This is a genomic window from Halomonas denitrificans, assembly GCF_003056305.1.
Taxonomy (GTDB): domain Bacteria; phylum Pseudomonadota; class Gammaproteobacteria; order Pseudomonadales; family Halomonadaceae; genus Halomonas; species Halomonas denitrificans.
In genome coordinates this window covers 1009462-1029960 of sequence record NZ_PYVX01000001.1, presented here as the reverse complement: position 1 = coordinate 1029960, position 20499 = coordinate 1009462, and the positions used below count along the sequence as shown (strand labels likewise).

Annotated in this window: 18 protein-coding genes; 16 read left to right on the top strand and 2 right to left on the bottom strand. The window is 69.1% G+C overall.

The genetic code is table 11. The annotated features are described in order from the left end of the window. Window positions 1-89 precede the first annotated feature (89 nt). The 5 genes from C9F13_RS04580 to C9F13_RS04560 all read left to right on the top strand — a co-directional run bounded on the left by C9F13_RS04580 (window position 90) and on the right by C9F13_RS04560 (window position 4865). A complete protein-coding gene (locus tag C9F13_RS04580; RefSeq protein WP_108445014.1) occupies window positions 90-866 on the top strand; it encodes an ABC transporter ATP-binding protein in 777 nt (258 codons plus the stop codon). Continuing rightward, the gene (locus tag C9F13_RS04575) at window positions 863-1609 is read left to right on the top strand and encodes an ABC transporter ATP-binding protein (protein ID WP_108445013.1); all 747 of its coding nucleotides are present in this window, start codon (window positions 863-865) and stop codon (window positions 1607-1609) included. The genes C9F13_RS04580 and C9F13_RS04575 overlap by 4 nt, the downstream gene beginning before the upstream one ends. 101 nt (window positions 1610-1710) lie before the next feature. Beyond that, window positions 1711-2931 (top strand): ABC transporter substrate-binding protein, encoded by a 1221-nt coding sequence (locus C9F13_RS04570; protein WP_108445012.1) that lies wholly within the window; start codon window positions 1711-1713, stop codon window positions 2929-2931. A gap of 58 nt (window positions 2932-2989) precedes the next feature. Next, the gene (locus C9F13_RS04565) at window positions 2990-3877 is read left to right on the top strand and encodes a branched-chain amino acid ABC transporter permease (RefSeq protein WP_108445011.1); all 888 of its coding nucleotides are present in this window, start codon (window positions 2990-2992) and stop codon (window positions 3875-3877) included. 4 nt (window positions 3878-3881) lie between these two features. Then, entirely contained in the window at window positions 3882-4865 is a 984-nt protein-coding gene (locus tag C9F13_RS04560; RefSeq protein ID WP_108445352.1) for a branched-chain amino acid ABC transporter permease, read from the top strand. A gap of 78 nt (window positions 4866-4943) precedes the next feature. On the opposite strand, the gene gfa is transcribed toward C9F13_RS04560, so the two are convergent. Beyond that, window positions 4944-5657 (bottom strand): S-(hydroxymethyl)glutathione synthase, encoded by a 714-nt coding sequence (gene gfa, locus C9F13_RS04555; protein WP_245888701.1) that lies wholly within the window; start codon window positions 5655-5657, stop codon window positions 4944-4946. A gap of 212 nt (window positions 5658-5869) precedes the next feature. Beyond that, the gene (locus C9F13_RS04550; protein WP_108445009.1) at window positions 5870-6760 is read right to left on the bottom strand and encodes a LysR family transcriptional regulator; all 891 of its coding nucleotides are present in this window, start codon (window positions 6758-6760) and stop codon (window positions 5870-5872) included. Window positions 6761-6887: 127 nt separating this feature from the next. Here C9F13_RS04550 and C9F13_RS04545 point away from each other — a divergent pair, with 127 nt between their 5' ends. From C9F13_RS04545 to fdhA, 11 genes are all read left to right on the top strand, one after another. Continuing rightward, window positions 6888-7997 (top strand): S-(hydroxymethyl)glutathione dehydrogenase/class III alcohol dehydrogenase, encoded by a 1110-nt coding sequence (locus tag C9F13_RS04545; protein WP_108445008.1) that lies wholly within the window; start codon window positions 6888-6890, stop codon window positions 7995-7997. Between the two features lie 127 nt (window positions 7998-8124). Further along, entirely contained in the window at window positions 8125-8982 is an 858-nt protein-coding gene (gene fghA / locus C9F13_RS04540; RefSeq protein ID WP_108445007.1) for an S-formylglutathione hydrolase, read from the top strand. A 263-nt stretch (window positions 8983-9245) separates the two neighbouring features. Beyond that, window positions 9246-10382 (top strand): choline metabolism transcriptional regulator GbdR, encoded by a 1137-nt coding sequence (gbdR, locus tag C9F13_RS04535; protein ID WP_108445006.1) that lies wholly within the window; start codon window positions 9246-9248, stop codon window positions 10380-10382. A gap of 10 nt (window positions 10383-10392) precedes the next feature. Continuing rightward, window positions 10393-11094: a monofunctional biosynthetic peptidoglycan transglycosylase gene (gene mtgA, locus C9F13_RS04530; protein ID WP_108445005.1), complete on the top strand. Its 702-nt coding sequence runs from the start codon at window positions 10393-10395 to the stop codon at window positions 11092-11094. 128 nt (window positions 11095-11222) lie between these two features. Continuing rightward, a complete protein-coding gene (locus C9F13_RS04525; protein WP_108445004.1) occupies window positions 11223-12200 on the top strand; it encodes a dipeptidase in 978 nt (325 codons plus the stop codon). A gap of 52 nt (window positions 12201-12252) precedes the next feature. Then, the gene (locus C9F13_RS04520) at window positions 12253-12810 is read left to right on the top strand and encodes a DUF5943 domain-containing protein (protein WP_108445003.1); all 558 of its coding nucleotides are present in this window, start codon (window positions 12253-12255) and stop codon (window positions 12808-12810) included. 12 nt (window positions 12811-12822) lie between these two features. After that, window positions 12823-14895 carry a dimethylglycine demethylation protein DgcA gene (dgcA, locus tag C9F13_RS04515; protein ID WP_108445002.1) on the top strand — a complete coding sequence of 691 codons (2073 nt, stop codon included), beginning with the start codon at window positions 12823-12825 and terminating at the stop codon, window positions 14893-14895. A gap of 89 nt (window positions 14896-14984) precedes the next feature. Next, window positions 14985-16982 carry a (Fe-S)-binding protein gene (locus C9F13_RS04510; RefSeq protein WP_108445001.1) on the top strand — a complete coding sequence of 666 codons (1998 nt, stop codon included), beginning with the start codon at window positions 14985-14987 and terminating at the stop codon, window positions 16980-16982. Beyond that, the gene (etfA, locus tag C9F13_RS04505; protein WP_108445000.1) at window positions 16979-18259 is read left to right on the top strand and encodes an electron transfer flavoprotein subunit alpha; all 1281 of its coding nucleotides are present in this window, start codon (window positions 16979-16981) and stop codon (window positions 18257-18259) included. Before C9F13_RS04510 ends, etfA begins: the two co-directional genes overlap by 4 nt. Then, entirely contained in the window at window positions 18249-19052 is an 804-nt protein-coding gene (gene etfB, locus C9F13_RS04500; RefSeq protein WP_108444999.1) for an electron transfer flavoprotein subunit beta, read from the top strand. The genes etfA and etfB overlap by 11 nt, the downstream gene beginning before the upstream one ends. Before the next feature lie 226 nt (window positions 19053-19278). Next, window positions 19279-20472 carry a formaldehyde dehydrogenase, glutathione-independent gene (gene fdhA, locus C9F13_RS04495; RefSeq protein WP_108444998.1) on the top strand — a complete coding sequence of 398 codons (1194 nt, stop codon included), beginning with the start codon at window positions 19279-19281 and terminating at the stop codon, window positions 20470-20472. Window positions 20473-20499 lie beyond the last annotated feature (27 nt).

Genomic DNA, 20499 nt, shown 5'->3' with positions numbered 1-20499 from the left:
GCCGGCACCGCCATAACAACGACAACGGCCGACAACAACGACAACAGCATCCACGGCGGATCGCGCCAGCGATCCAGAGAGGACCCACCATGACCCAGGAGTTCATTCTGGAAACTCGCGGGTTGACCAAGGAGTTTCGCGGCTTCACCGCCGTGGACGACGTCAACCTGCGGGTCCGGGAGGGGCACATCCATGCCCTGATCGGCCCCAACGGGGCCGGCAAGACCACCGTCTTCAACCTGCTGACCAAGTTCCTGCCGCCCACCCGCGGCGAGATCCTCTATCGCGGCAAGCCGATTACCAACATGCGGGCCAACGAGATCGCCCGGCTCGGCCTGGTGCGCTCCTTCCAGATCTCGGCGGTGTTCGCCCACATGACCGCCATGGAGAACGTGCGCGTGGCGCTGCAGCGCCGCCTCGGCACCTCCTTTCACTTCTGGAAGTCCGAGAAGAGCCTCGAGCACCTGAACGAGCGCGCCATCGCGCTGCTCGACGAGGTGGGCCTCAAGGAGTACGCCGACGTGCTCACCGTGGAGATGCCCTACGGGCGCAAGCGGGCGCTTGAGGTGGCGACCACCCTGGCACTGGATCCCACGGTGATGCTGCTCGACGAGCCGACCCAGGGCATGGGCGCCGAGGACGTCGACCGCATCGTCGAGCTGATCCGGCGGGTCTCGGCGGGGCGCACCGTGCTGATGGTGGAGCACAACCTCAGCGTGGTCAGCCGCCTGTGCGACCGCATCACCGTGCTGGCCCGGGGCAGCGTGCTGGCCGAGGGCGACTACGAGGCCGTCTCCCGCGACCCCCAGGTCCGGGAGGCCTACATGGGCAGCGATGCCGCGGCAGAAGAGGAGGCCAGCGCATGAGCCAGGCAGCACAGACGCTCGGCGAGACCCCGGAACGGGACGGCGCCGAGATGCTGCGGGTCAGCGACCTGCACGCCTTCTACGGCGAGTCGCACATCCTGCACGGCGTCGACTTCGACGTGAAGCGCGGGGAGCTTGTCACCCTGCTCGGGCGCAACGGCGCCGGGCGCAGCACCACCCTCAAGGCGATCATGAACATGGTCGGCCGGCGCACCGGCTCCATCGTCATCAACGGCACCGAGACCCTCGACATGAAGCCGCACCGCATCCCGCGGCTCGGCGTGGGCTACTGCCCCGAGGAGCGCGGCATCTTCTCAAGCCTCGACGTCGAGGAGAACCTGCTGCTGCCGCCCACCGTGCGCAGCGGCGGCATGGGGCTCGACGAGATCTACGCCATGTTCCCCAACCTCTACGAGCGGCGCCGCAGCCAGGGCACCCGGCTCTCCGGCGGCGAGCAGCAGATGCTGGCCATGGCCCGCATCCTGCGCACCGGCGCGCGGATGCTGCTGCTCGACGAGATCACCGAGGGGCTCGCCCCCGTCATCGTCCAGGCGCTGGGCGAGGTGCTGATCAAGCTCAAGGAGCGCGGCATGACCATCGTGCTGGTGGAGCAGAACTTCCGCTTCGCCGCGCCCCTGGCCGACCGCCACTTCGTCATGGAGCACGGCCGCATCATCGAGGAGATCAGCGCCGCCGAGCTGCCCGCCCGGCGCGAGCACCTCAACACCCTGCTGGGGGTCTGACGGTTCCGCCGTCCCGCCCCCGGTCCCGGCAGCCAGCCGCCGCCGCGACACCCATCCGTATCGACAACAACAAAGGGCCCCACCGGGCCACGGAGATGATCATGACCTTCAATCGCAAGACGCTCGCCAGCAGCATCGCCCTCGCCGCCGCCACCCTGGTCGCCGGCAACGCCCAGGCCCAGATGAGCGACGATGCCGTGCGCATCGGCTACCTCGCCGACATGTCCGGCACCTATCGCGACCTGGCGGGCCCCGGCGGCCTCGAGGCGCTGAAGATGGCCGTCGAGGACGTCGGCGGCGAGGTCAACGGCGTGCCCATCGAGGTGTTCAGCGCCGACGACCGCAACAGCGCCGACGTGGGCGCCAACACCGTGCGCGGCTGGGTCGACCAGGAGAACGTCGACCTGGTCGCCGGCATGGTCGCCTCCTCGGTCTCCATCGCCGTGAGCAAGGTGCTGGAGGAGGCGGGGGGCCTGGCGATCATCTCCGGCTCCGCGGCCTCGAGCATCACCAACGAGCACTGCACGCCGAACCACCTCCACTGGGTCTACGATACCTATCCGCTGGCCAACGGCACCGCCAAGGCCGTCGTCGACCAGGGCGGCGAGACCTGGTTCATGCTCACCGCCGACTATGCCTTCGGCCATGCGCTGGAGGCCGATGTCACCGCGGTGGTGGAGGCCAACGGCGGCGAGATCGTCGGCGGCGTGCGCCACCCCTTCCCGACCAGTGACTTCTCCTCCTACATCCTCCAGGCCCAGGGCTCCGGCGCCGACATCGTCGGCCTGGCCAACGCCGGCTCCGACACCGTCAACGCCATCAAGACCGCCAGCCAGTTCGGCCTGACCCAGACCGGCCAGCAGCTCGCCGGCCTGCTGATCTTCCTCAACGACGTCCACGCCATGGGCCTGGAAGCCACCCAGGGCCTGCTGCTCACCACCGGCTGGTACTGGGACATGGACGAGGCGTCCCGCGAGTGGGCCGAGCGCTACTTCGAGCGCGTGGGCCGGATGCCGACCATGGTCCAGGCCGGCGTCTACTCCAGCACCATGCACTACCTCAACGCCGTGGAGGCCGCCGGCACCGACGAGGCCCAGGCGGTGCGCGCCCAGATGGCCGCGACCCCCGTCGAGGACTTCTTCGCCCGCAATGGCCGCATCCGCGAGGATGGCCGCATGGTCCACGACATGTACCTCGCCGAGGTGAAGTCGCCGGACGAATCCACCGGCGAGTGGGACCTCTACGAGATCAAGAGCACCATCCCCGCCGAGGAGGCCTACCGCCCGCTCGCCGAGAGCCAGTGCAAGCTGGTGCAGAACTGAGCGAGTCGAGGCAGGGCGGCGGCCGCGGCCGCCGCCCCTCTGACGGGAGGAGCGTGACATGACGATGATATTCGGGGTGCCGTTGGCGGTGTTCATGGGCCAGCTGATGCTGGGCCTGATCAACGGTGCCTTCTATGCCCTGCTGAGCCTGGGGCTGGCGGTGATCTTCGGGCTGTTGAAGATCATCAACTTCGCCCACGGTGCGCAGTACATGCTGGGTGCCTTCGCGGCGATGCTGGCCCTGGAGTACCTGGGCATCAACTACTGGGCCGCGCTGCTGCTGGTGCCGCTGGTGGTGGGGGCCCTGGGGGTGGTGATCGAGCGGCTGGTGCTGCGGCGCATCGCCCACCTCGACCACCTCTACGGGCTGCTGCTCACCTACGGCCTGGCGCTGATCTTCGAGGGCACCCTGATCAACATCTTCGGGGTCTCGGGGTCGAGCTATCCCACCCCCGAGGCGCTGCAGGGCGGCCTGAACCTCGGCTTCATGTTCCTGCCGACCTACCGCGCCTGGGTGCTGGTGGCGGCGCTGGTGGTGTGCGGTGGCACCTGGTTCATCATCGAGCGCACCCGGCTCGGGGCCTACCTGCGGGCCGGCACCGAGAACCCGGCGCTGATGCAGGCCTTCGGCGTCAACGTGCCGCAGCTGATCACCCTGACCTACGGCTTCGGCGTGGCGCTGGCCGCCTTCGCCGGGGTGCTGGCCGCGCCTCTCTACCCCGTCTCGCCGACCATGGGCTCGAGCCTGCTGATCGTGGTCTTCGCGGTGGTGGTGATCGGCGGCATGGGGTCGATCCTCGGCGCCATCATCACCGGGCTCGCCATGGGCCTGATCGAGGGCCTCACCAAGGTCTACTACCCCGAGGCGGCCAACACCGTGATCTTCCTGGTGATGATCCTGGTGCTGCTGCTGCGCCCCTCGGGTCTCTTCGGCAAGGAGGCATGACGTGATGGCCACGACCCAACACCTGACCCCCGCCATGCAGCGCCAGCGCAGCGCGCGGCTGCGGCGCAACATGCTCTACCTGGTGCTGCTGGCGCTGGCCCTGCTGGCCCCGCTCGCCATCTACCCGGTGTTCTTGATGAAGGTGCTGTGCTTCGCGCTCTTCGCCTGCGCCTTCAACCTGCTGCTGGGCTATGCCGGGCTGCTCTCCTTCGGCCATGCGGCCTTCCTGGCCACCGGCGGCTACTTCACCGGCATCATGCTCTCGAGCTACCCCGGCCTGACGCCGGAGGCGGGCATCCTGATCGGCACCCTGGCCGCGGTGGTGCTGGGCACCTTCTTCGGCGTGCTGTCGATCCGCCGCCAGGGGATCTACTTCGCCATGGTGACCCTGGCGCTGGCGCAGATGGTCTACTTCTTCTTCATCCAGGCGCCCTTCACCGGGGGCGAGGACGGCCTGCACGGCGTGCCGCGGGGCGAGCTCTTCGGGATGATCAGCCTCTCCGACAACCTGCCGATGTACTACTTCGTGCTGACGATCTTCGTGATTGGCTTCGCGATCATCCAGCGCACCGTGCACTCGCCCTTCGGCCAGGTGCTCAAGGCGATCCGCGAGAACGAGCCCCGGGCGGTCTCGCTGGGCTACAACGTGGATGCCTACAAGCTGGTGGCCTTCGTCATCTCCGCGGGCCTCGCCGGGCTCGCCGGCTCGACCAAGACGGTGGTCTTCCAGCTCGCCTCGCTGACCGATGCCCACTGGCACATGTCCGGCGAGGTGATCCTGATGACCCTGCTGGGCGGGGTGGGCACGCTGTTCGGTCCGGTGGTGGGCGCGGGCCTGGTGGTCAGCCTGCAGACCCAGCTGGCGCAGTCGCCGCTCGGCAACTGGGTGAGCGTGATCCTCGGCGCGATCTTCGTGATCTGCGTGCTGAGCTTTCGCAGCGGCATCGTCGGCGAGATCGGCAAGCTGGTGCGCAAGAACTTCAAGTAGCGCGTCGCGTCACAAACGCCATCGGGCGCCCCGCGGGGCGCCCGATGGCGTTCTGCATGGCGCATGCGACACAGGGCCTCACAGCACGCCCTTGGCCTTGGCCGTGTGGGTGGCGATGGCATCCATCAGCGGCGGCGACAGGCAGTCGTAGGGCTCGAGGCCCAGCTCCTTGAGTCTGCCGCGGACCCGGTCCATGTGGTCCGGGTTGGCGCCCGACTCGATGATCGAGGAGACGAAGGCGGCGAACGCCGGCGCCGCCCACCCCGTGTCGTCGGAGAGTTCCGTGTGGATGAAGTCCAAGCCGTGGAAGGGGTGGTCGGTCTTCTCGATGCGGCCGAACATGTGAACCCCGCACTCCCTGCAGGCATGGCGCTGGATGGCGGCCGAGGTGTCGACGACCTCCAGCTTGTCCTCGTTGGCGGTCACCCGGAGGCTGTCGCGGGGGACCACGGCGACCATCGAGAACAGGGCCCCCTCGGGTTTCCAGCACCGGGTGCAGCCGCACACGTGATTGTGGGCGCACTGCGCGGTGACGGTCACCTCGACGGGGCGGTCGGTACAGTGGCAATGCAGGGTGCCGCCGTCGAAGCTGTCGCTCCCGGCTTGCACCCCGCCGTCCACGGCGGGATGGATGCTGATGTCGCTCATCGTGTTCACTCCCTGGGAGGCAGTGGCTGCTGTGGAAGCGGTCTCCGGGATGGTCTCGGGTCGCTCCCGGTCCTGCCGGGGCGCTGTCGGGGGTGTCGCCCCCTGGCCACCGAACCAGCGCTTCAGGGTCGCCATCAGGCTCATGGGCTTGTACTCCTCTAATCGTCTGGTCGTCGGGCCGGCAGGTCGATCACCCGGGCCGTGGTGGGTCGGGCGGTGCCCGTCGGTTTTCCCACCCTCCTCAGTGTAGAACGCTGCGGATGCGCTCACCTCGCTGCCGCCGCTCGCGGGCTGAGCCCTGCCAGGCCCGACGGGGGGCCGCCGCAGGCCACGGGGGAGCGTCTTGCGGCATGGGGTCAGCGTCGCCTCGGCAGCCGCTCGGGGAGGCGCTCGACCAGGAAGTCGATGAACTGGCGGATCTTCGGCGAGCGATGGCGATGGCGCGGGGTGATCGCCCAGACGGCGCTGTCATCGTGGCGGTAGGCGTCGAGCACGCTGAGCAGCTCGCCGCTCGCCAGGTGGGGCTCCACGTAGTAGTCCGGCAGCTGGGCGAGGCCCAGCCCCTTGAGCGCGGCGTCCAGCAGCGCGGGCCCCGAGTTGCTCTCCCAGGGGCCCGCGACCCGCACCTCGCGACGCACCCCCGCCACGGCGAAGCGCCAGTGGTCCCGGGAGCCGATCAGGCAGCGGTGGTGGACGAGCTCGGAGAGGGCGTGGGGCTGGGAGCGGTGGGTGAAGTAGGCCGGCGAGCCGACCACGTACTCGCGCCGCTCGCAGAGGCGCCGGGCGACCAGCGTGGAGTCCTCGAGGGCGCCCATGCGAACGGCGATGTCGAAGCCCTCGTCGATGATGTCCACCTGGCGATTGGTCAGGTGCAGGCGCACCTCCAGCTGGGGGTGCAGGACCATGAAGTCGTTGACCAGCGGCGCCAGGTAGCGCTCGCCGAAGGTGGTGGCGCAGGTCAGGCTCAGAAGGCCGATCGGCCTCGCCTGGAGGTCCTTGATTGCGGCCTCGGCCTCGTGGAGGCCCTCGACCAGGTGGCGGCAGTGCTGGTAGTAGACGCTGCCGGCCTCGGTGAGGCGGATCTGTCGCGTGGTGCGATAGAGCAGGGCGGTGCCGAGCTGGTTCTCGAGCTGGCTGACCAGCCGGCTGACGTGGGAGCTCGAGACCCTGAGCCGTTCGGCCGCGGCCTTGAAGGCGCCCTGGCGCACCACCTCGACGAAGGCCTCGACCCGATCCCAGCGCTGCATGTTGCCTCCCGTCGGCGTGATTGTTGCTGTGTGACAATAATGTTCTGCGTTTGATGCAGTTTATCCCGACAGGGCGAATTGCCTAGACTGTCGTCAGGTTCATCACACACCGAACGAGGAAGATGCCATGAAATCTCGCGCTGCGGTCGCCCTGGAAGCCGGCAAGCCCCTGGAGCTGGTCGAGATCGACGTCGAGGGCCCGAAGGCCGGCGAGGTGCTGGTCAAGATGGCTGCCACCAGCGTCTGCCACACCGACGCCTACACGCTCTCCGGCGCCGACCCGGAAGGCAACTTCCCGGCGGTGCTGGGCCACGAGGGCGCCGGCATCGTGCAGGAGGTGGGCGAGGGCGTGACCAGCGTGCGCCCCGGCGACCACGTCATCCCGCTCTATACCGCCGAGTGCGGCCAGTGCAAGTTCTGCCTCTCCGGCAAGACCAACCTGTGCGGCGCGGTGCGCGCCACCCAGGGCAAGGGCGTGATGCCCGACGGCACCTCGCGCTTCTCGCTGGACGGCAAGCCGCTGCACCACTACATGGGCTGCTCGACCTTCAGCGAGTACACCGTGCTGCCCGAGGTGTCGCTGGCGGTGGTCTCGAAGGAGGCGCCGCTGGACAAGATCTGCCTTCTCGGCTGCGGCGTGACCACCGGCATCGGCGCGGTGATGAACACCGCCAAGGTGGAGCCGGGCGCCACGGTGGCCGTCTTCGGCCTGGGGGCCATCGGCCTGGCGGTGATCCAGGGCGCGCAGATGGCCAAGGCCAGCCGCATCATCGCCATCGACGTCAACCCGGAGAAGTTCCACCTGGCCGCGCAGTTCGGCGCCACCGACTTCGTCAATCCCAAGGAGCACGACGCCAGCATCCAGGAGGTGATCGTCGACATGACCGACGGCGGCGTCGACTACTCCTTCGAGTGCATCGGCAACGTCAACGTCATGCGCCAGGCGCTGGAGTGCTGCCACAAGGGCTGGGGCGAGTCGGTGATCATCGGCGTCGCCGGGGCCGGCGAGGAGATCTCGACGCGGCCGTTCCAGCTGGTCACCGGCCGGGTCTGGAAGGGCTCCGCCTTCGGCGGCGTCAAGGGCCGCACCGAACTTCCGGGCTACGTGGACCGCTACATGAAGGGCGAGCTCAACATCGACGACTTCATCACCCACGACATGCCCTTCGAGAAGATCAACGAGGCCTTCGAGCTGCTGCACCGGGGCGAGAGCATCCGTACCGTCCTGCACTATTGACGTGCGCCCGGGGCCGCGCAATGGACCCGCGCCCCGAGGCGGCATCCGCGCCCGCGGCCGAGAGGTCGTCGGGCGCCACTTCATCGATCGGCGGCCGGGTCGCCCGGCCGACAAGGAGAGTGACCCCATGACCATGACCGAACACCTCGAGCTGGTCTCGGCCAACAAGAGCTTCGGCGGCTGGCACAAGCGCTATCGCCACCGCTCCCGGGCGCTGGACTGCGAGATGACCTTCGCCATCTACCTGCCGCCCCAGGCGGAGACCGAGCGCGTGCCGCTGATGTGGTGGCTCTCCGGACTGACCTGCACCGACGAGAACTTCATGCAGAAGGCCGGCGCCCACCGGGTCGCGGCCGAGCTCGGCATCGCCATCGTCTGCCCGGACACCAGCCCCCGCGGCACCAACCTGCCGGGCGAGGACGACAGTTTCGACTTCGGCAGCGGCGCGGGCTTCTACGTCAACGCCACCCGGGAGCCCTGGAAGCAGCACTACCGCATGTACGACTACGTGGCCGAGGAGCTGCCCTCGGTGGTGCGCCAGCACTTCCCGGTCAACGGCCGCGAGTCGATCAGCGGCCACTCCATGGGCGGCCACGGCGCGCTGATCCTGGCGCTGCGCCGGCCCGGCCACTACCGGGCGGTGTCGGCCTTCGCCCCGGTCGTCAATCCCAGCGAGTGCCCCTGGGGACAGAAGGCCTTCTCGGGCTACCTGGGCGAGGACCGCGGCCTCTGGACCCAGTACGACGCCTGCGAGCTGGTGGCCCGCGGGGCCTCGAGCCAGCCGCTGTTCATCGACCAGGGCGAGGCCGACGACTTCCTCGAGGAGCAGCTCTGCCCCGAGCGCCTCGAGGCGGTGTGCGCCGAGCACGACCACCCGCTGACCCTGCGGCGCCAGCCCGGCTACGACCACAGCTACTACTTCATTGCCACCTTCATCGAGGAACACCTGCGCTACCACGCCCGGCACCTGCACGCGGCCCGCTGAGGGGCCGACGGGGCATGCCGCCCCGGCGGCGGCGTGTCCCCGGGCGACATGAGGTCGCGCAGCGACGTCGTGATCGTCCCAGTCCACCAGGAGTCGCCGTCTGATAGGGAAATTTGACATGCCAGAAAACGACACCTGGGGTACATTCCCCCGTGAGCATGTCTGACAGCGACACCCGACGCGGCCGTCATGCCTAACGCCCTCATTCCAAAGAACAACGACAAACGAACAGGGCACAAAGCTACTTGCGCTGGAGTACTCGAATGACAACCGCTCCCCAGGTCTCACGCACTGCCGCCGTCCCCCAGACCATCGGTTTTCTGCTGATGGACGACTTCACCCTCATTTCGCTGGCCTCGGCCATCGAACCCTTGCGCATGGCCAACCAGCTGGCCGGCCGCGAGCTCTATCGCTGGTTCACCCTGAGCCTCGAGGGCGCCCCGGTGAAGGCCAGCGATGGCCTCCAGGTCACCCCGGATGCCGCCACCAATGTGCCGCTGGCGCTCGACACGGTGATCATCTGCGGCGGGGTGGGGCCCCAGCGCCGCGTCCAGCGCGAGTGTGTCACCTGGCTGCAGTCCCAGGCCCGGCAGTCGCGTCGCCTGGGCGCGGTGTGCACGGGGACCTGGGCCCTGGCCCGGGCGGGGCTCCTCGACGGCTACGAAGCCAGCGTGCACTGGGAATGCCTGGCCGCCATGCAGGAGGCCTTCCCCAAGGTCGCGCTCACCACTCGGCTGTTCTCCATCGACCGCGATCGCGCCACCTCCTCCGGCGGCACCGCGCCGCTGGACATGATGCTGACCCTGATCGGCCGCGACCACGGCCGCGAACTCGCGGCGGGCATCTCCGAGATGTTCATCTACGACCGGGTGCGCAACGAGCAGGATCAGCAGCGGGTGCCGCTCAAGCACGTGCTGGGCACCACCCAGCCACGGCTGCTGGAGATCGTCGCACTGATGGAGGCTAACCTGGAGGAGCCCATCAGCCTCGACGAGCTGGCCGACTACGTGGACGTCTCGCGTCGCCAGCTCGAGCGGCTGTTCCAGAAGAACCTGCACTGCTCGCCCTCGCGCTACTACCTCAAGCTGCGCCTGACCCGAGCCCGCCAGCTGCTCAAGCAGACCGCGATGTCGATCATCGAGGTGGCGTCGGCCTGCGGCTTCGTCTCCACGCCGCACTTCTCCAAGTGCTACCGGGAGTACTTCGGCATTCCGCCCCGGGACGAGCGGCTGGGCGGCTCGCCCGTGGAGCTGGTGCCCGTGACCCTGGGCAAGGAGGCGGCGGCCCTGCTGCAGTCCGCCTCCTACGAGCCGGTCGTCGAGCCGGTGTCCGCGGCCCTGAATGCCCTGGCTCAGGCCCGGGGAGAGCCCACCTATGCCAGCGTGCGGCTCAACACATGAGCGAGGCTTGATGGGTAACTGGGGGCGTCGGGCGGCGCGTTTCCTGGGGCTCGCCCTGCTGGGCTGGGTGGGGCTGTCGGTCCTGCTGGTGCTGATGCTTCGGGTGGTGCCGCTGGGCGGCTCCATGGTGATGTTCGAGCGCAAGGTGGAGGCCTGGCGCGCCGGCGAGGCGCTGGAGATCCGTCAGGACTGGCGTTCCTGGGAGGCGCTGTCCCCCCGGGCCAAGCTCGCGGTGATCGCCGCCGAGGACCAGCGCTTCCCCGAGCATCACGGCTTCGACCTGGTCGAGTTGCGGCGTGCCGTCAGCGCCAGGCTCAACGGCGGTGACCTGCGCGGCGCCAGTACCCTCAGTCAGCAGACCGCCAAGAACCTCTTCCTGTGGACCGACCGCAGCTGGGTGCGCAAGGGCCTGGAGGCCTGGTTCACCCTGCTCATCGAGATGCTCTGGCCCAAGGAGCGGATCCTCGAGGTCTACCTCAACATCGCCGAGTGGGACGACGGCGTCTTCGGCCTGGAGGCCGCTTCCCGCCACTACTTCGGCGTCTCCGCGTCACAGCTCAGCGACGTTCAGGCCAGCCGCCTGGCCGCCATCCTGCCCAATCCCCGCGGCTGGAGCGCCTCTCGCCCCGACCCCCATGTGCTGCGCCGCAGCGCCTGGATCCGTGCCCAGATGCGCAACCTCGGCGGCACCGCCTACCTGCAACGACTCTGACTCGCCGCGTGTCGCGATCGCGACGGCCATGACGCTTTTGGAATCTTCCCAGTCGCTTCCAGGCGCCGAGCCCCGGGGGGCGGGGGATATGCTGCCGGCAAGTTCATGCATTCTTCCGGAGCCCCGTCATGACCCCAGCCGAGCTGCACCAGGACGCCATCGTCATCGATGGCCTCGTTATCGCCAAGTGGAACCGCGAGCTGTTCGAGGACATGCGCAGGGGCGGCCTGACCGCCGCCAACTGCACGGTCTCGGTCTGGGAGGGTTTCCAGGCCACCGTCGACAACATCGTCAGGAGCAATGCCCTGATGGCCGAGTCCAGCGACCTGGTGCGCCCGGTGCGCACCACCGCGGACATCTCCCGGGCCAAGGAGGAGGGCAAGACCGGCATCATCTACGGCTTCCAGAATGCCCACGCCTTCGAGGACCAGATCGGCTATGTCGAGATCTTCAAGCAGCTGGGCGTCGGCATCGTGCAGATGTGCTACAACACCCAGAACCTGGTGGGCACCGGCTGCTACGAACGTGACGGCGGCCTGTCCGGCTTCGGGCGCGAGATCGTCGCCGAGATGAACCGCGTGGGTATCATGTGCGATCTCTCCCATGTCGGCGAGACCACCTCCCGCGAGGTCATCGAGGCCTCCGAGAAGCCGGTCTGCTACTCCCACTGCCTGCCCTCCGGGCTCAAGGAGCATCCCCGCAACAAGTCCGACGCGGAACTCAAGTTCATCGCCGACCATGGCGGCTTCGTCGGCGTGACCATGTTCACGCCTTTCCTGCGGGCCGGGGTCGATGCCACCGTCGACGACTACGTCGAGGCCATCGAGTACGTGATGAACATCGTCGGCGAGGATGCCATCGGCATCGGCACCGACTTCACCCAGGGCCACGACCAGAACTTCTTCGAGTGGCTGACCCACGACAAGGGCTATGCCCGTCGCCTGACGCGTTTCGGCAAGATCATCAACCCCGAGGGCATTCGCACCATCGGCGAATTCGGGAACCTCACCGAGGCGCTCTCGCGCCGTGGCTTCAGCGAAGCCCAGGTCCGCAAGATCATGGGCGAGAACTGGGTCCGCGTGCTGCGCGACGTCTGGGGCGAATGATCGCCCCTGCCCCCTGACCACGCATCCAACAACAATTCGAGTGAGTGACACCGTGACCAAGATGGCCCCCGAACTGCCCATTGACGTGGATGCCGAGACCGGCGTCTGGACCACCGATGCGCTGCCCATGCTCTACGTGCCCCGGCACTTCTTCATCAACAACCACGTGGCCGTGGAAGAGGCATTGGGCGTCGAGAAGTACGCCGAGATCCTCTATCACGCCGGCTACAAGAGTGCCTGGCACTGGTGCGAGAAGGAGGCCGAATGCCACGGCCTCGAGGGCGAGGCGGTCTTCGAGCACTACATGAAGCGCCTGTCCCAGCGCGGGTGGGGCAAGTTCGTGACCGAGGCCATCGACCTCGAGGCGGGGACCTGCCGGGTACGCCTCGAGCACAGCGCCTTCGTCTATCAGCTGGGCAAGGTGGGTCGCCGCGTCGAGTACATGTTCACCGGCTGGTTCGCCGGCGCCATGGATCAGATCCTCGCCGCGCGGGGAAGCGACCTGCGCACCGTCGCCGAGCAGATCCAGAGCGGCGCCGAGGAGGGCTGCGACGTCGGGATCTTCGTGACCCGTCCGCTCGACGCTCTCACCCCCACCGGGCAGGCCTGAGGAGGCATCACCATGGCATTCGACGCGATCTTCCAGCCGATCCAGATCGGCAACCTGACCATCCGCAACCGCGTGGTCAGCACCGCCCATGCCGAGGTGCATGCCACCGACGGCGGCATGACCACCGACCGCTACGTCAAGTACTACGAGGAGAAGGCCAAGGGCGGCTGCGGGCTTTGCATCTGCGGCGGCTCCTCGGTGGTCTCCATCGACAGTCCCCAGGGCTGGTGGAGCTCGGTCAACCTCGCCACCGACCGCATCATCCCGCACTTCCAGAACCTCGCCGATGCCGTGCACAAGCATGGCGGCAAGATCATGATCCAGATCACCCACATGGGGCGCCGCTCGCGCTGGGACGGCTTCGACTGGTCGACCCTGGTGTCGCCCTCGGGGATCCGTGAGCCGGTCCACCGCTCGACCTGCAAGACCATCGAGGAGGAGGACATCTGGCGGATCATCGGCGACTTCGCCCAGGCCGCACGGCGGGCGAAGGCAGGGGGGCTGGATGGCGTCGAGCTGTCCGCCGTCCACCAGCACCTGATCGACCAGTTCTGGAGCCCGCGGGTCAACAAGCGCGAGGACCAGTGGGGCGGCAGCTTCGAGAACCGCATGCGTTTCGGCATGGAGGTGCTCAAGGCGGTGCGCGCCGAGGTCGGCGACGACTTCGTGGTGGGCATGCGCATCTGTGGCGACGAGTTCCATCCGGATGGCCTGTCGCATGAGGACATGAAGCAGATCGCCGCCTACTACGACGCCACCGGCCAGGTCGACTTCTTCGGCGTGATCGGCTCGGGCTGCGATACCCATGACACCCTGGCCAACGTCATTCCCAACATGGCCTATCCGCCGGAGCCCTTCCTGCATCTGGCGGCCGGCATCAAGGAAGTGGTCAAGGCGCCGGTGATCCACGCCCAGAACATCAAGGACCCGAACCAGGCCGAGCGCATCCTCGAGGGGGGCTACGTGGACCTGGTCGGCATGACCCGGGCGCACATCGCCGACCCGCACCTGATCGCCAAGATCAAGATGGGCCAGGTCGACCAGATCAAGCAGTGCGTGGGGGCCAACTACTGCATCGACCGCCAGTACCAGGGGCTGGACGTGCTGTGCATCCAGAATGCCGCTACCTCCCGGGAGTACATGGGCCTGCCGCACATCATCGAGCCCTCCGAGGGGCCGACCCGCACGGTCGTGGTGGTCGGCGGTGGCCCCGGCGGCATGGAGGCGGCTCGGGTCGCCGCCGAGCGGGGCCATGCGGTCACCCTGTTCGAGGCCGCCGACAGCCTGGGCGGGCAGATCACCACGGCCTCGAAGGCCCCCCAGCGCGACCAGATCGCCGGCATCACCCGCTGGTACCAGCTCGAACTGGCGCGGCTTGGCGTCGACCAGCGCCTGGGCACCCGGGCCGACGAGGCCACCATCCTGGACCTGCGCCCGGACATCGTGGTGCTGGCAACCGGGGGGCATCCCTTCCTCGAGCAGCATCCCGAGTGGGGCTACTCGGAGAATCCCGAGGAGAGCCTGGTGGTCAGCACCTGGGACATCCTCAACGGCCGGGTCGAGCCGGGCAAGAACGTGCTGATCTACGACGCCATCTGCGAGTTCTCGGGCATGTCCGCGGCGGACTACCTGGCCGACAAGGGGGCCAAGGTCGAGATCGTCACCGATGACATCAAGCCGGGCGCGGCGGTGGGCGGTACCACCTTCCCGACCTACTACCGCAGCCTCTATCAGAAGGAGGTGATCATGACCTCCGACCTGATGCTGCACAGGGTCTACCGGGAGGGCGACGCCCTGGTGGCGGTCCTCGAGAACGAGTACACCGGCACCCAGGAGGAGCGCGTGGTCGACCAGGTGGTGGTGGAGAACGGCGTGCGACCCGACGAGGCCCTCTACTACGCCCTGAAGCCCCGCTCCCGCAACAGGGGCCAGGTGGACCTGGAGGCCCTCTACGCCATCCAGCCCCAGCCGTGCCTGAGCGAGGAGGGCGAGGGACCGCTGCTGTTCCGGCTCGGTGACTGCAGTGCCCCGCGCAACACCCATGCGGCGATCTACGACGCCCTGCGCCTCTGCAAGGACTTCTAGCCGAGCGCGGCGTCGACACAAGCGGCCTCAACGACCCGGTCGCGATGACCGGGTCGTCCAATAATTCCAAGATTGCGAGGTGAGCCGAGATGCTCGATACCCTCCTGCCGATCCTGATCGCCGCCGCCCTGGCGCTGGCGGTGATCGGCGCCGGGCGGCGTGTCCGCCTGTGGCGCCAGGGGCGTCCCGCCCGGGTCTCCCTGCTCAAGGGGCTCGCCGCCATGCCGCGGCGCTACCTGGTGGATCTTCACCATGTGGTGGCCCGCGACAAGGCGATGTCCAACACCCACGTGGCCACCGCCGGCGGCTTCGTCGCCGCGGCCGTGCTGATGATCCTGGTGCATGGACTGGGCCTGGGGGCCGAGGTCGCCGAGGGCGCGCTCGGCTGGCTGCTGCTCGCCGCCAGCGCGACCATGTTCGTCGGCAGCTGCTTCGTGGCCCGTCGGCGCCGCCACCCGCCGTCACGGCTCTCCAGGGGCCCGTGGATGCGCCTGCCCAAGAGCCTGATGGCCTTCTCGCTGAGCGTCTTCGCCATCACCCTGCCCACGGTGGGCCTGCTGCCCGAGGATTTTGGTAGCTGGATGCTGGCGCTGGCGCTCTTGGCCGTGCTGGTCTGGGGCCTGGGCGAGATGTTCTTCGGCATGACCTGGGGCGGGCCCATGAAGCACGCCTTCGCCGGCGCCCTGCACCTGGCCTTCCACCGTCGGGCCGAGCGCTTCTCCACCAGGACGGGAGGGAGCGGCCGCTCCACCGGCCTCAAGGCCCTGGACCTGGAGGATCCGAAGGCGCCGCTGGGCGTCGAGAAACCCGCCGACTTCACCTGGAACCAGCTGCTGGGCTTCGATGCCTGCGTGCAGTGCGGTCGCTGCGAGGCGGCCTGCCCGGCCTTCGCCGCCGGCCAGCCGCTCAACCCCAAGAAGCTGATCCAGGACATGGTCGTCGGCATGGCCGGCGGCAGCGACGCCGCCTATGCCGGCAGCCCCTACCCCGGCAAGCCGGTGGGCGAGCACCAGGGCCATGCCCAGGGCCCCATCGTGGCGCGGGAGGGCAAGGCCCTGGTGGATGCCGAGACCCTGTGGTCCTGCACCACCTGCCGGGCCTGCGTCGAGGAGTGCCCGATGATGATCGAGCACGTCGATGCCATCGTCGACATGCGCCGCTTCCTGACCCTGGAGCACGGCAACACGCCCAACAAGGGGCCCGAGGTCCTCGACAACCTGATCGCCACCGACAACCCCGGCGGCTTCGACCCCGGAGCGAGGATGCACTGGGCCGCCGACCTGGAACTGCCGCTGATGGCGGACCTGCAGCAGGTCGACGTGCTGCTGTGGATGGGCGACGGGGCCTACGACATGCGCAACCAGCGCACCCTGCGCGCGCTGGTCAAGGTGCTGCGCGCCGCCGGCGTCGACTTCGCCGTGCTTGGCAACGAGGAGCGTGACAGCGGCGACGTGGCGCGCCGCCTGGGCGACGAGGCGACCTTCCAGAGTCTGGCCCAGCGCAACATCGCCACCCTGGCCAAGTACCGCTTCCTGCAGATCGTCACCTGTGACCCGCACAGCTTCCACGTGCTGGGCAACGAGTACGGCGAGCTGGGCGGACACTACCGGGTCCATCACCACAGCACCTTCATCGCCGAACTTCATGAGGAGGGGCGCCTGGCCTTCCGGCCCTGGAAGGGCGGCCGCGTGACCTATCACGATCCCTGCTACCTGGGCCGCTACAACGGCGAGTTCGAGGCCCCGCGCAATGTCCTGCGCGCCCTGGGGATCGAGGTCGCCGAGATGGAGCGTTCCGGCTTCCGTTCGCGCTGCTGCGGTGGCGGTGGCGGGGCCCCGATCACCGACATCCCCGGCAAGCAGCGGATCCCGGATATGCGCATGGGGGACGTACGCGAGACCGGTGCGGAGCTGGTGGCCGTGGGCTGCCCCCAGTGCACCGCCATGCTGGAGGGCGTGGTCGACAGCGCCGCGGAGGTCCGCGATATCGCCGAGCTGGTGGCCGACGCCCTGGTCGAGCCGCCGGCCGGGCACGCCAAGGGGCCGGCGCGGACGGCCCGTCCGCTGGCCGAGGAGGTAGTCTCATGAGCGACATCCGACGTCGCGATCCCCGCAAGGAGTGGATCGCCCGCAATCGCCTGCATCCCCAGCACCTTGAGGTGCTGGCGGCCCTGGGCAGGGGGACCGGCGAGGAGGCGGCCAGCGAATGGATGGGGCCTCACGGCCTGATCCGCCGGAACCCCCGAGCCGTCGGCTTCATCGGGCCCAATGGCGTGAAGCGCATCGACCGCAGCGGGGCCCAGCAGGGCCAGCGCGCGGGTGGGGCACGCGCCTCGGCGGCCGCCAGCAAGCCGCGGGTCGAGATCGCGGCGCCGGCCTTCCTGGTGGCCGTGGTGCCGGACATGGCGGGCGGTCGCCTGACCGGTCACGACCGCGACCTGCTGGGGCTGGCGCGCCAGCTGGCCGATGCCGATCCGGCGGCTCGCGGGGCGGTGCTGGCCGTGGTCTTCGGTGAGCACAAGGAGGACGATTTCGAGGGGGCCGGTGTCGACCGTCTGCTGCACCTCACCGGGCCCGAGATCGACGGCTTCGCCCCCGAGGCCCGCCTCGGCGCCCTGGTCGCCATGGACCGGGCCTGGGGCCCGCGGCACTGGCTGCTGCCGGATTCCAAGCTGGGCGGCGCCGATCTGGGACGGCGCCTGGCGGCCCGGCTCGGCGAGCGCCCGGCCACCGGCGTCTGGCAGCTCGAGGCCGACGGCGAGGCGCCCCTGGGCTGGCGCTGCACCGCCCGCGGGGCGGCGGGCACCCTGGATTTCCAGCGCCCCATGCCCCGCCTGGTGCTGGCCCTGGCCGAGTGTGCCGAACCGGTCAGCGAGACGCGCCATGCCGCCGAGCCCCTGGCGCTGCCCGAGGCCCTGCCCATCCAGCTCTCGCGCATCCAGGACCTCGGCCAGGTGGCGGTCGACCCCGCCGGGGTGGCGCTCTCCGAGGCCGAGTTCATCCTCTCCGCCGGCAATGGCGTGCGTGACTGGGACGCCTTCCATCATGCCGCCGAGATGCTCGGGGCAACGGAGGGCGCGTCCCGGGTCGCCGTGGACGATGGCTTCATGGCCCGCGACCGGCAGGTCGGGGCTACCGGGACCTGGGTCACCGCCCGAGTCTACGTGGCGGTGGGCATCAGCGGGGCCATCCAGCACCTCCAGGGCATCCAGACCTGCGACAAGGTGGTGGCCATCAACATGGATCCCGGCTGCGACATGATCAAGCGCGCCGACCTGGCGGTGATCGGCGACTCGGCCAAGGTGCTCGAGGCCCTGGTCGCCCTGGTGGAGAAGTCACGGGAGGAGAAGCGCAATGCGGCCTGAATCTCATCATGATGCCCCCCTCGCGGTGACCGTGCTGGTCTCCGTGGGGCGCCATCCGCTGACCGGACGCGGCCGGCGCGCCGACCAGGACGCCCGCGGGGTGGAGCTTTCGCATACCCTGACCGGCGCCGCGGTCGAGCTGCTGCATGCCGGTCGTCTCGACGAGGGCAGTGAGGCGGCCCTGCGGGGCTACCTGGGCATGGGCTTCGAGTCCCTCTCGCTGCTCGAGCAGCCCGCCGGGGCCGACGTGCTGCCCGCCCTGGCCGAGGCCCTCGAGGCGTCGGGGCCGCAGCTGGTGATCGCCGGCGAGCGGGCCGAGCAGGGCGAGGGATCGGGCCTGCTGCCCTATCTGCTCGCCGAGCGCCTGGGCTGGCCATTGGTCAGTGGCCTGGCGGCCGTGGAAGAGGTCAAGGAGGGCGTCGCCACGCTGCTGCAGGCCCTGCCCCGGGGCCAGCGTCGTCGGCTCCAGGTGCGCCTGCCGGCCATCGTCACCGTCGACGCGGCGGCGCCGGCCCCGCGCCAGAGCGCCTTTGGTCCGGCGCGGCGGGGCGACGTGGACGTCCAGGCGGTCCCGGCGAGGGACGATGCCGACCTGGCCCAGTGGCAGGCCCAGTCGGCGCGCAAGCGGCCCAAGCGCCTGAAGATCGTCAAGGCCGCCTCGGCCCGGGACCGCTTCAAGGCCGCCGCGGCCAAGGCCCAGGGGGGCGGCGGTCAGGTGCTCACCGAGGTCACCCCGGAGGAGGGGGCCGAGGCCATCTTCAAGCTGCTCAAGGAGGAGGGCGTCCTGCGCTAGGCGTAAAGCGTCTCCCGTCGCAACGCTAAGCCCCGGCCTGGTGCCGGGGCTTCGCGTTCGGGCCGAGGCGTCGCCGTCAGGCGGGGCTGACAATGCCTCGAATGGGCGATGTCTCGAATTGGCATGGCGATGACTCGCTCGGAACATTCCGGCCGAGGGAAGGGTATATCGTCGAAGTGCGGCGGCCCAGCCCCGCCTCCTACAACAACATCGAAGGAAGCCAGCCATGAGCACAGCCAACCGCGGCGTCGTCTACAAGGGCCCGGGAGAGGTCGCCGTCGAATCCATCGCCTATCCGGAACTCGCCCTGGGCAACCGCAAGTGCGAACACGGCGTGATTCTCAAGGTCGTCACCACCAACATCTGCGGCAGCGACCAGCACATGGTGCGGGGCCGCACCACCGCGCCCTCCGGTCTGGTGCTGGGCCACGAGATCACCGGCCTGGTGGTGGAGTGCGGGCGCGACGTCGAATTCATCCAGCCGGGCGACCTGGTCTCGGTGCCGTTCAACATCGCCTGCGGCCGCTGCCGCAACTGCAAGTCGGGCCAGACCGGCATCTGCCTCAACGTCAACCCGTCTCGCCCCGGCGCCGCCTACGGCTACGTCGACATGGGCGGCTGGGTCGGCGGCCAGACCGAGTACGTCATGGTCCCCTACGCCGACTTCAACCTGCTGAAGTTCCCGGACGCCGACCAGGCCATGGACAAGATCAAGGACCTGACCCTGCTGTCCGACATCTTCCCCACCGGCTTCCACGGCTGCGTCACCGCCGGCGTCGGCCCGGGCTCCACCGTCTATATCGCCGGGGCCGGCCCGGTGGGACTGGCCGCCGCCGTGTCCGCCCAGCTGCTGGGGGCGGCCTGCGTGATCGTCGGCGACATGATCGAGGAGCGCCTGGCCCAGGCCCGCAGCTTCGGCTGCGAGACCCTCGACCTGACCCAGGACGGCGACATGGCCGACAGGATCGAGGTGATCCTCGGCGAGCGCGAGGTCGATGCCTTCGTCGACTGCGTCGGCTTCGAAGCCCATGCCTGCGGCTGCAACCACGGCAAGGAGGCGCCGGCGACGGTGCTCAACTCCGCCATGTCGCTGACCCGTGCCGGCGGCCAGATCGGCATCCCGGGGCTCTACGTGACCGAGGACCCGGGCGCGGCCGACGAGGCGGCCAAGCAGGGGGCGCTGAGCATGCGTTTCGGCCTCGGCTGGGCCAAGTCGCACAGCTTCCATACCGGCCAGTGCCCGGTGATGAAGTATCACCGCCCGCTGATGCAGGCGATCCTGTTCGGCAAGGTCAACATCGCCGACGCGGTCAACGTCCAGATGATCACCCTGGACGAGGCGCCCAAGGGCTACGCCGACTTCGACGGCGGGGCGGCCAAGAAATTCGTCATCGACCCGCACGGCAGCGTCGCCGCCTAAGTCGGCGCGGCGAGCCGGTGCGGGGGC

What these genes read in the sequence shown, in the direction of transcription:
- C9F13_RS04570 (WP_108445012.1), top strand. Translation starts at nt 1,711, where the DNA reads ATGACCTTCAATCGCAAGACGCTCGCCAGCAGCATCGCCCTCGCCGCC.
- C9F13_RS04545 (WP_108445008.1), top strand. Translation starts at nt 6,888, where the DNA reads ATGAAATCTCGCGCTGCGGTCGCCCTGGAAGCCGGCAAGCCCCTGGAG.
- fdhA (WP_108444998.1), top strand. Translation starts at nt 19,279, where the DNA reads ATGAGCACAGCCAACCGCGGCGTCGTCTACAAGGGCCCGGGAGAGGTC.
- C9F13_RS04575 (WP_108445013.1), top strand. Translation starts at nt 863, where the DNA reads ATGAGCCAGGCAGCACAGACGCTCGGCGAGACCCCGGAACGGGACGGC.
- gbdR (WP_108445006.1), top strand. Translation starts at nt 9,246, where the DNA reads ATGACAACCGCTCCCCAGGTCTCACGCACTGCCGCCGTCCCCCAGACC.
- C9F13_RS04550 (WP_108445009.1), bottom strand. Translation starts at nt 6,760, where the DNA reads ATGCAGCGCTGGGATCGGGTCGAGGCCTTCGTCGAGGTGGTGCGCCAG.
- gfa (WP_245888701.1), bottom strand. Translation starts at nt 5,657, where the DNA reads ATGAGCCTGATGGCGACCCTGAAGCGCTGGTTCGGTGGCCAGGGGGCG.
- C9F13_RS04565 (WP_108445011.1), top strand. Translation starts at nt 2,990, where the DNA reads ATGACGATGATATTCGGGGTGCCGTTGGCGGTGTTCATGGGCCAGCTG.
- dgcA (WP_108445002.1), top strand. Translation starts at nt 12,823, where the DNA reads ATGGCATTCGACGCGATCTTCCAGCCGATCCAGATCGGCAACCTGACC.
- etfA (WP_108445000.1), top strand. Translation starts at nt 16,979, where the DNA reads ATGAGCGACATCCGACGTCGCGATCCCCGCAAGGAGTGGATCGCCCGC.
- mtgA (WP_108445005.1), top strand. Translation starts at nt 10,393, where the DNA reads ATGGGTAACTGGGGGCGTCGGGCGGCGCGTTTCCTGGGGCTCGCCCTG.
- C9F13_RS04510 (WP_108445001.1), top strand. Translation starts at nt 14,985, where the DNA reads ATGCTCGATACCCTCCTGCCGATCCTGATCGCCGCCGCCCTGGCGCTG.
- C9F13_RS04580 (WP_108445014.1), top strand. Translation starts at nt 90, where the DNA reads ATGACCCAGGAGTTCATTCTGGAAACTCGCGGGTTGACCAAGGAGTTT.
- fghA (WP_108445007.1), top strand. Translation starts at nt 8,125, where the DNA reads ATGACCATGACCGAACACCTCGAGCTGGTCTCGGCCAACAAGAGCTTC.
- C9F13_RS04525 (WP_108445004.1), top strand. Translation starts at nt 11,223, where the DNA reads ATGACCCCAGCCGAGCTGCACCAGGACGCCATCGTCATCGATGGCCTC.
- etfB (WP_108444999.1), top strand. Translation starts at nt 18,249, where the DNA reads ATGCGGCCTGAATCTCATCATGATGCCCCCCTCGCGGTGACCGTGCTG.
- C9F13_RS04560 (WP_108445352.1), top strand. Translation starts at nt 3,882, where the DNA reads ATGGCCACGACCCAACACCTGACCCCCGCCATGCAGCGCCAGCGCAGC.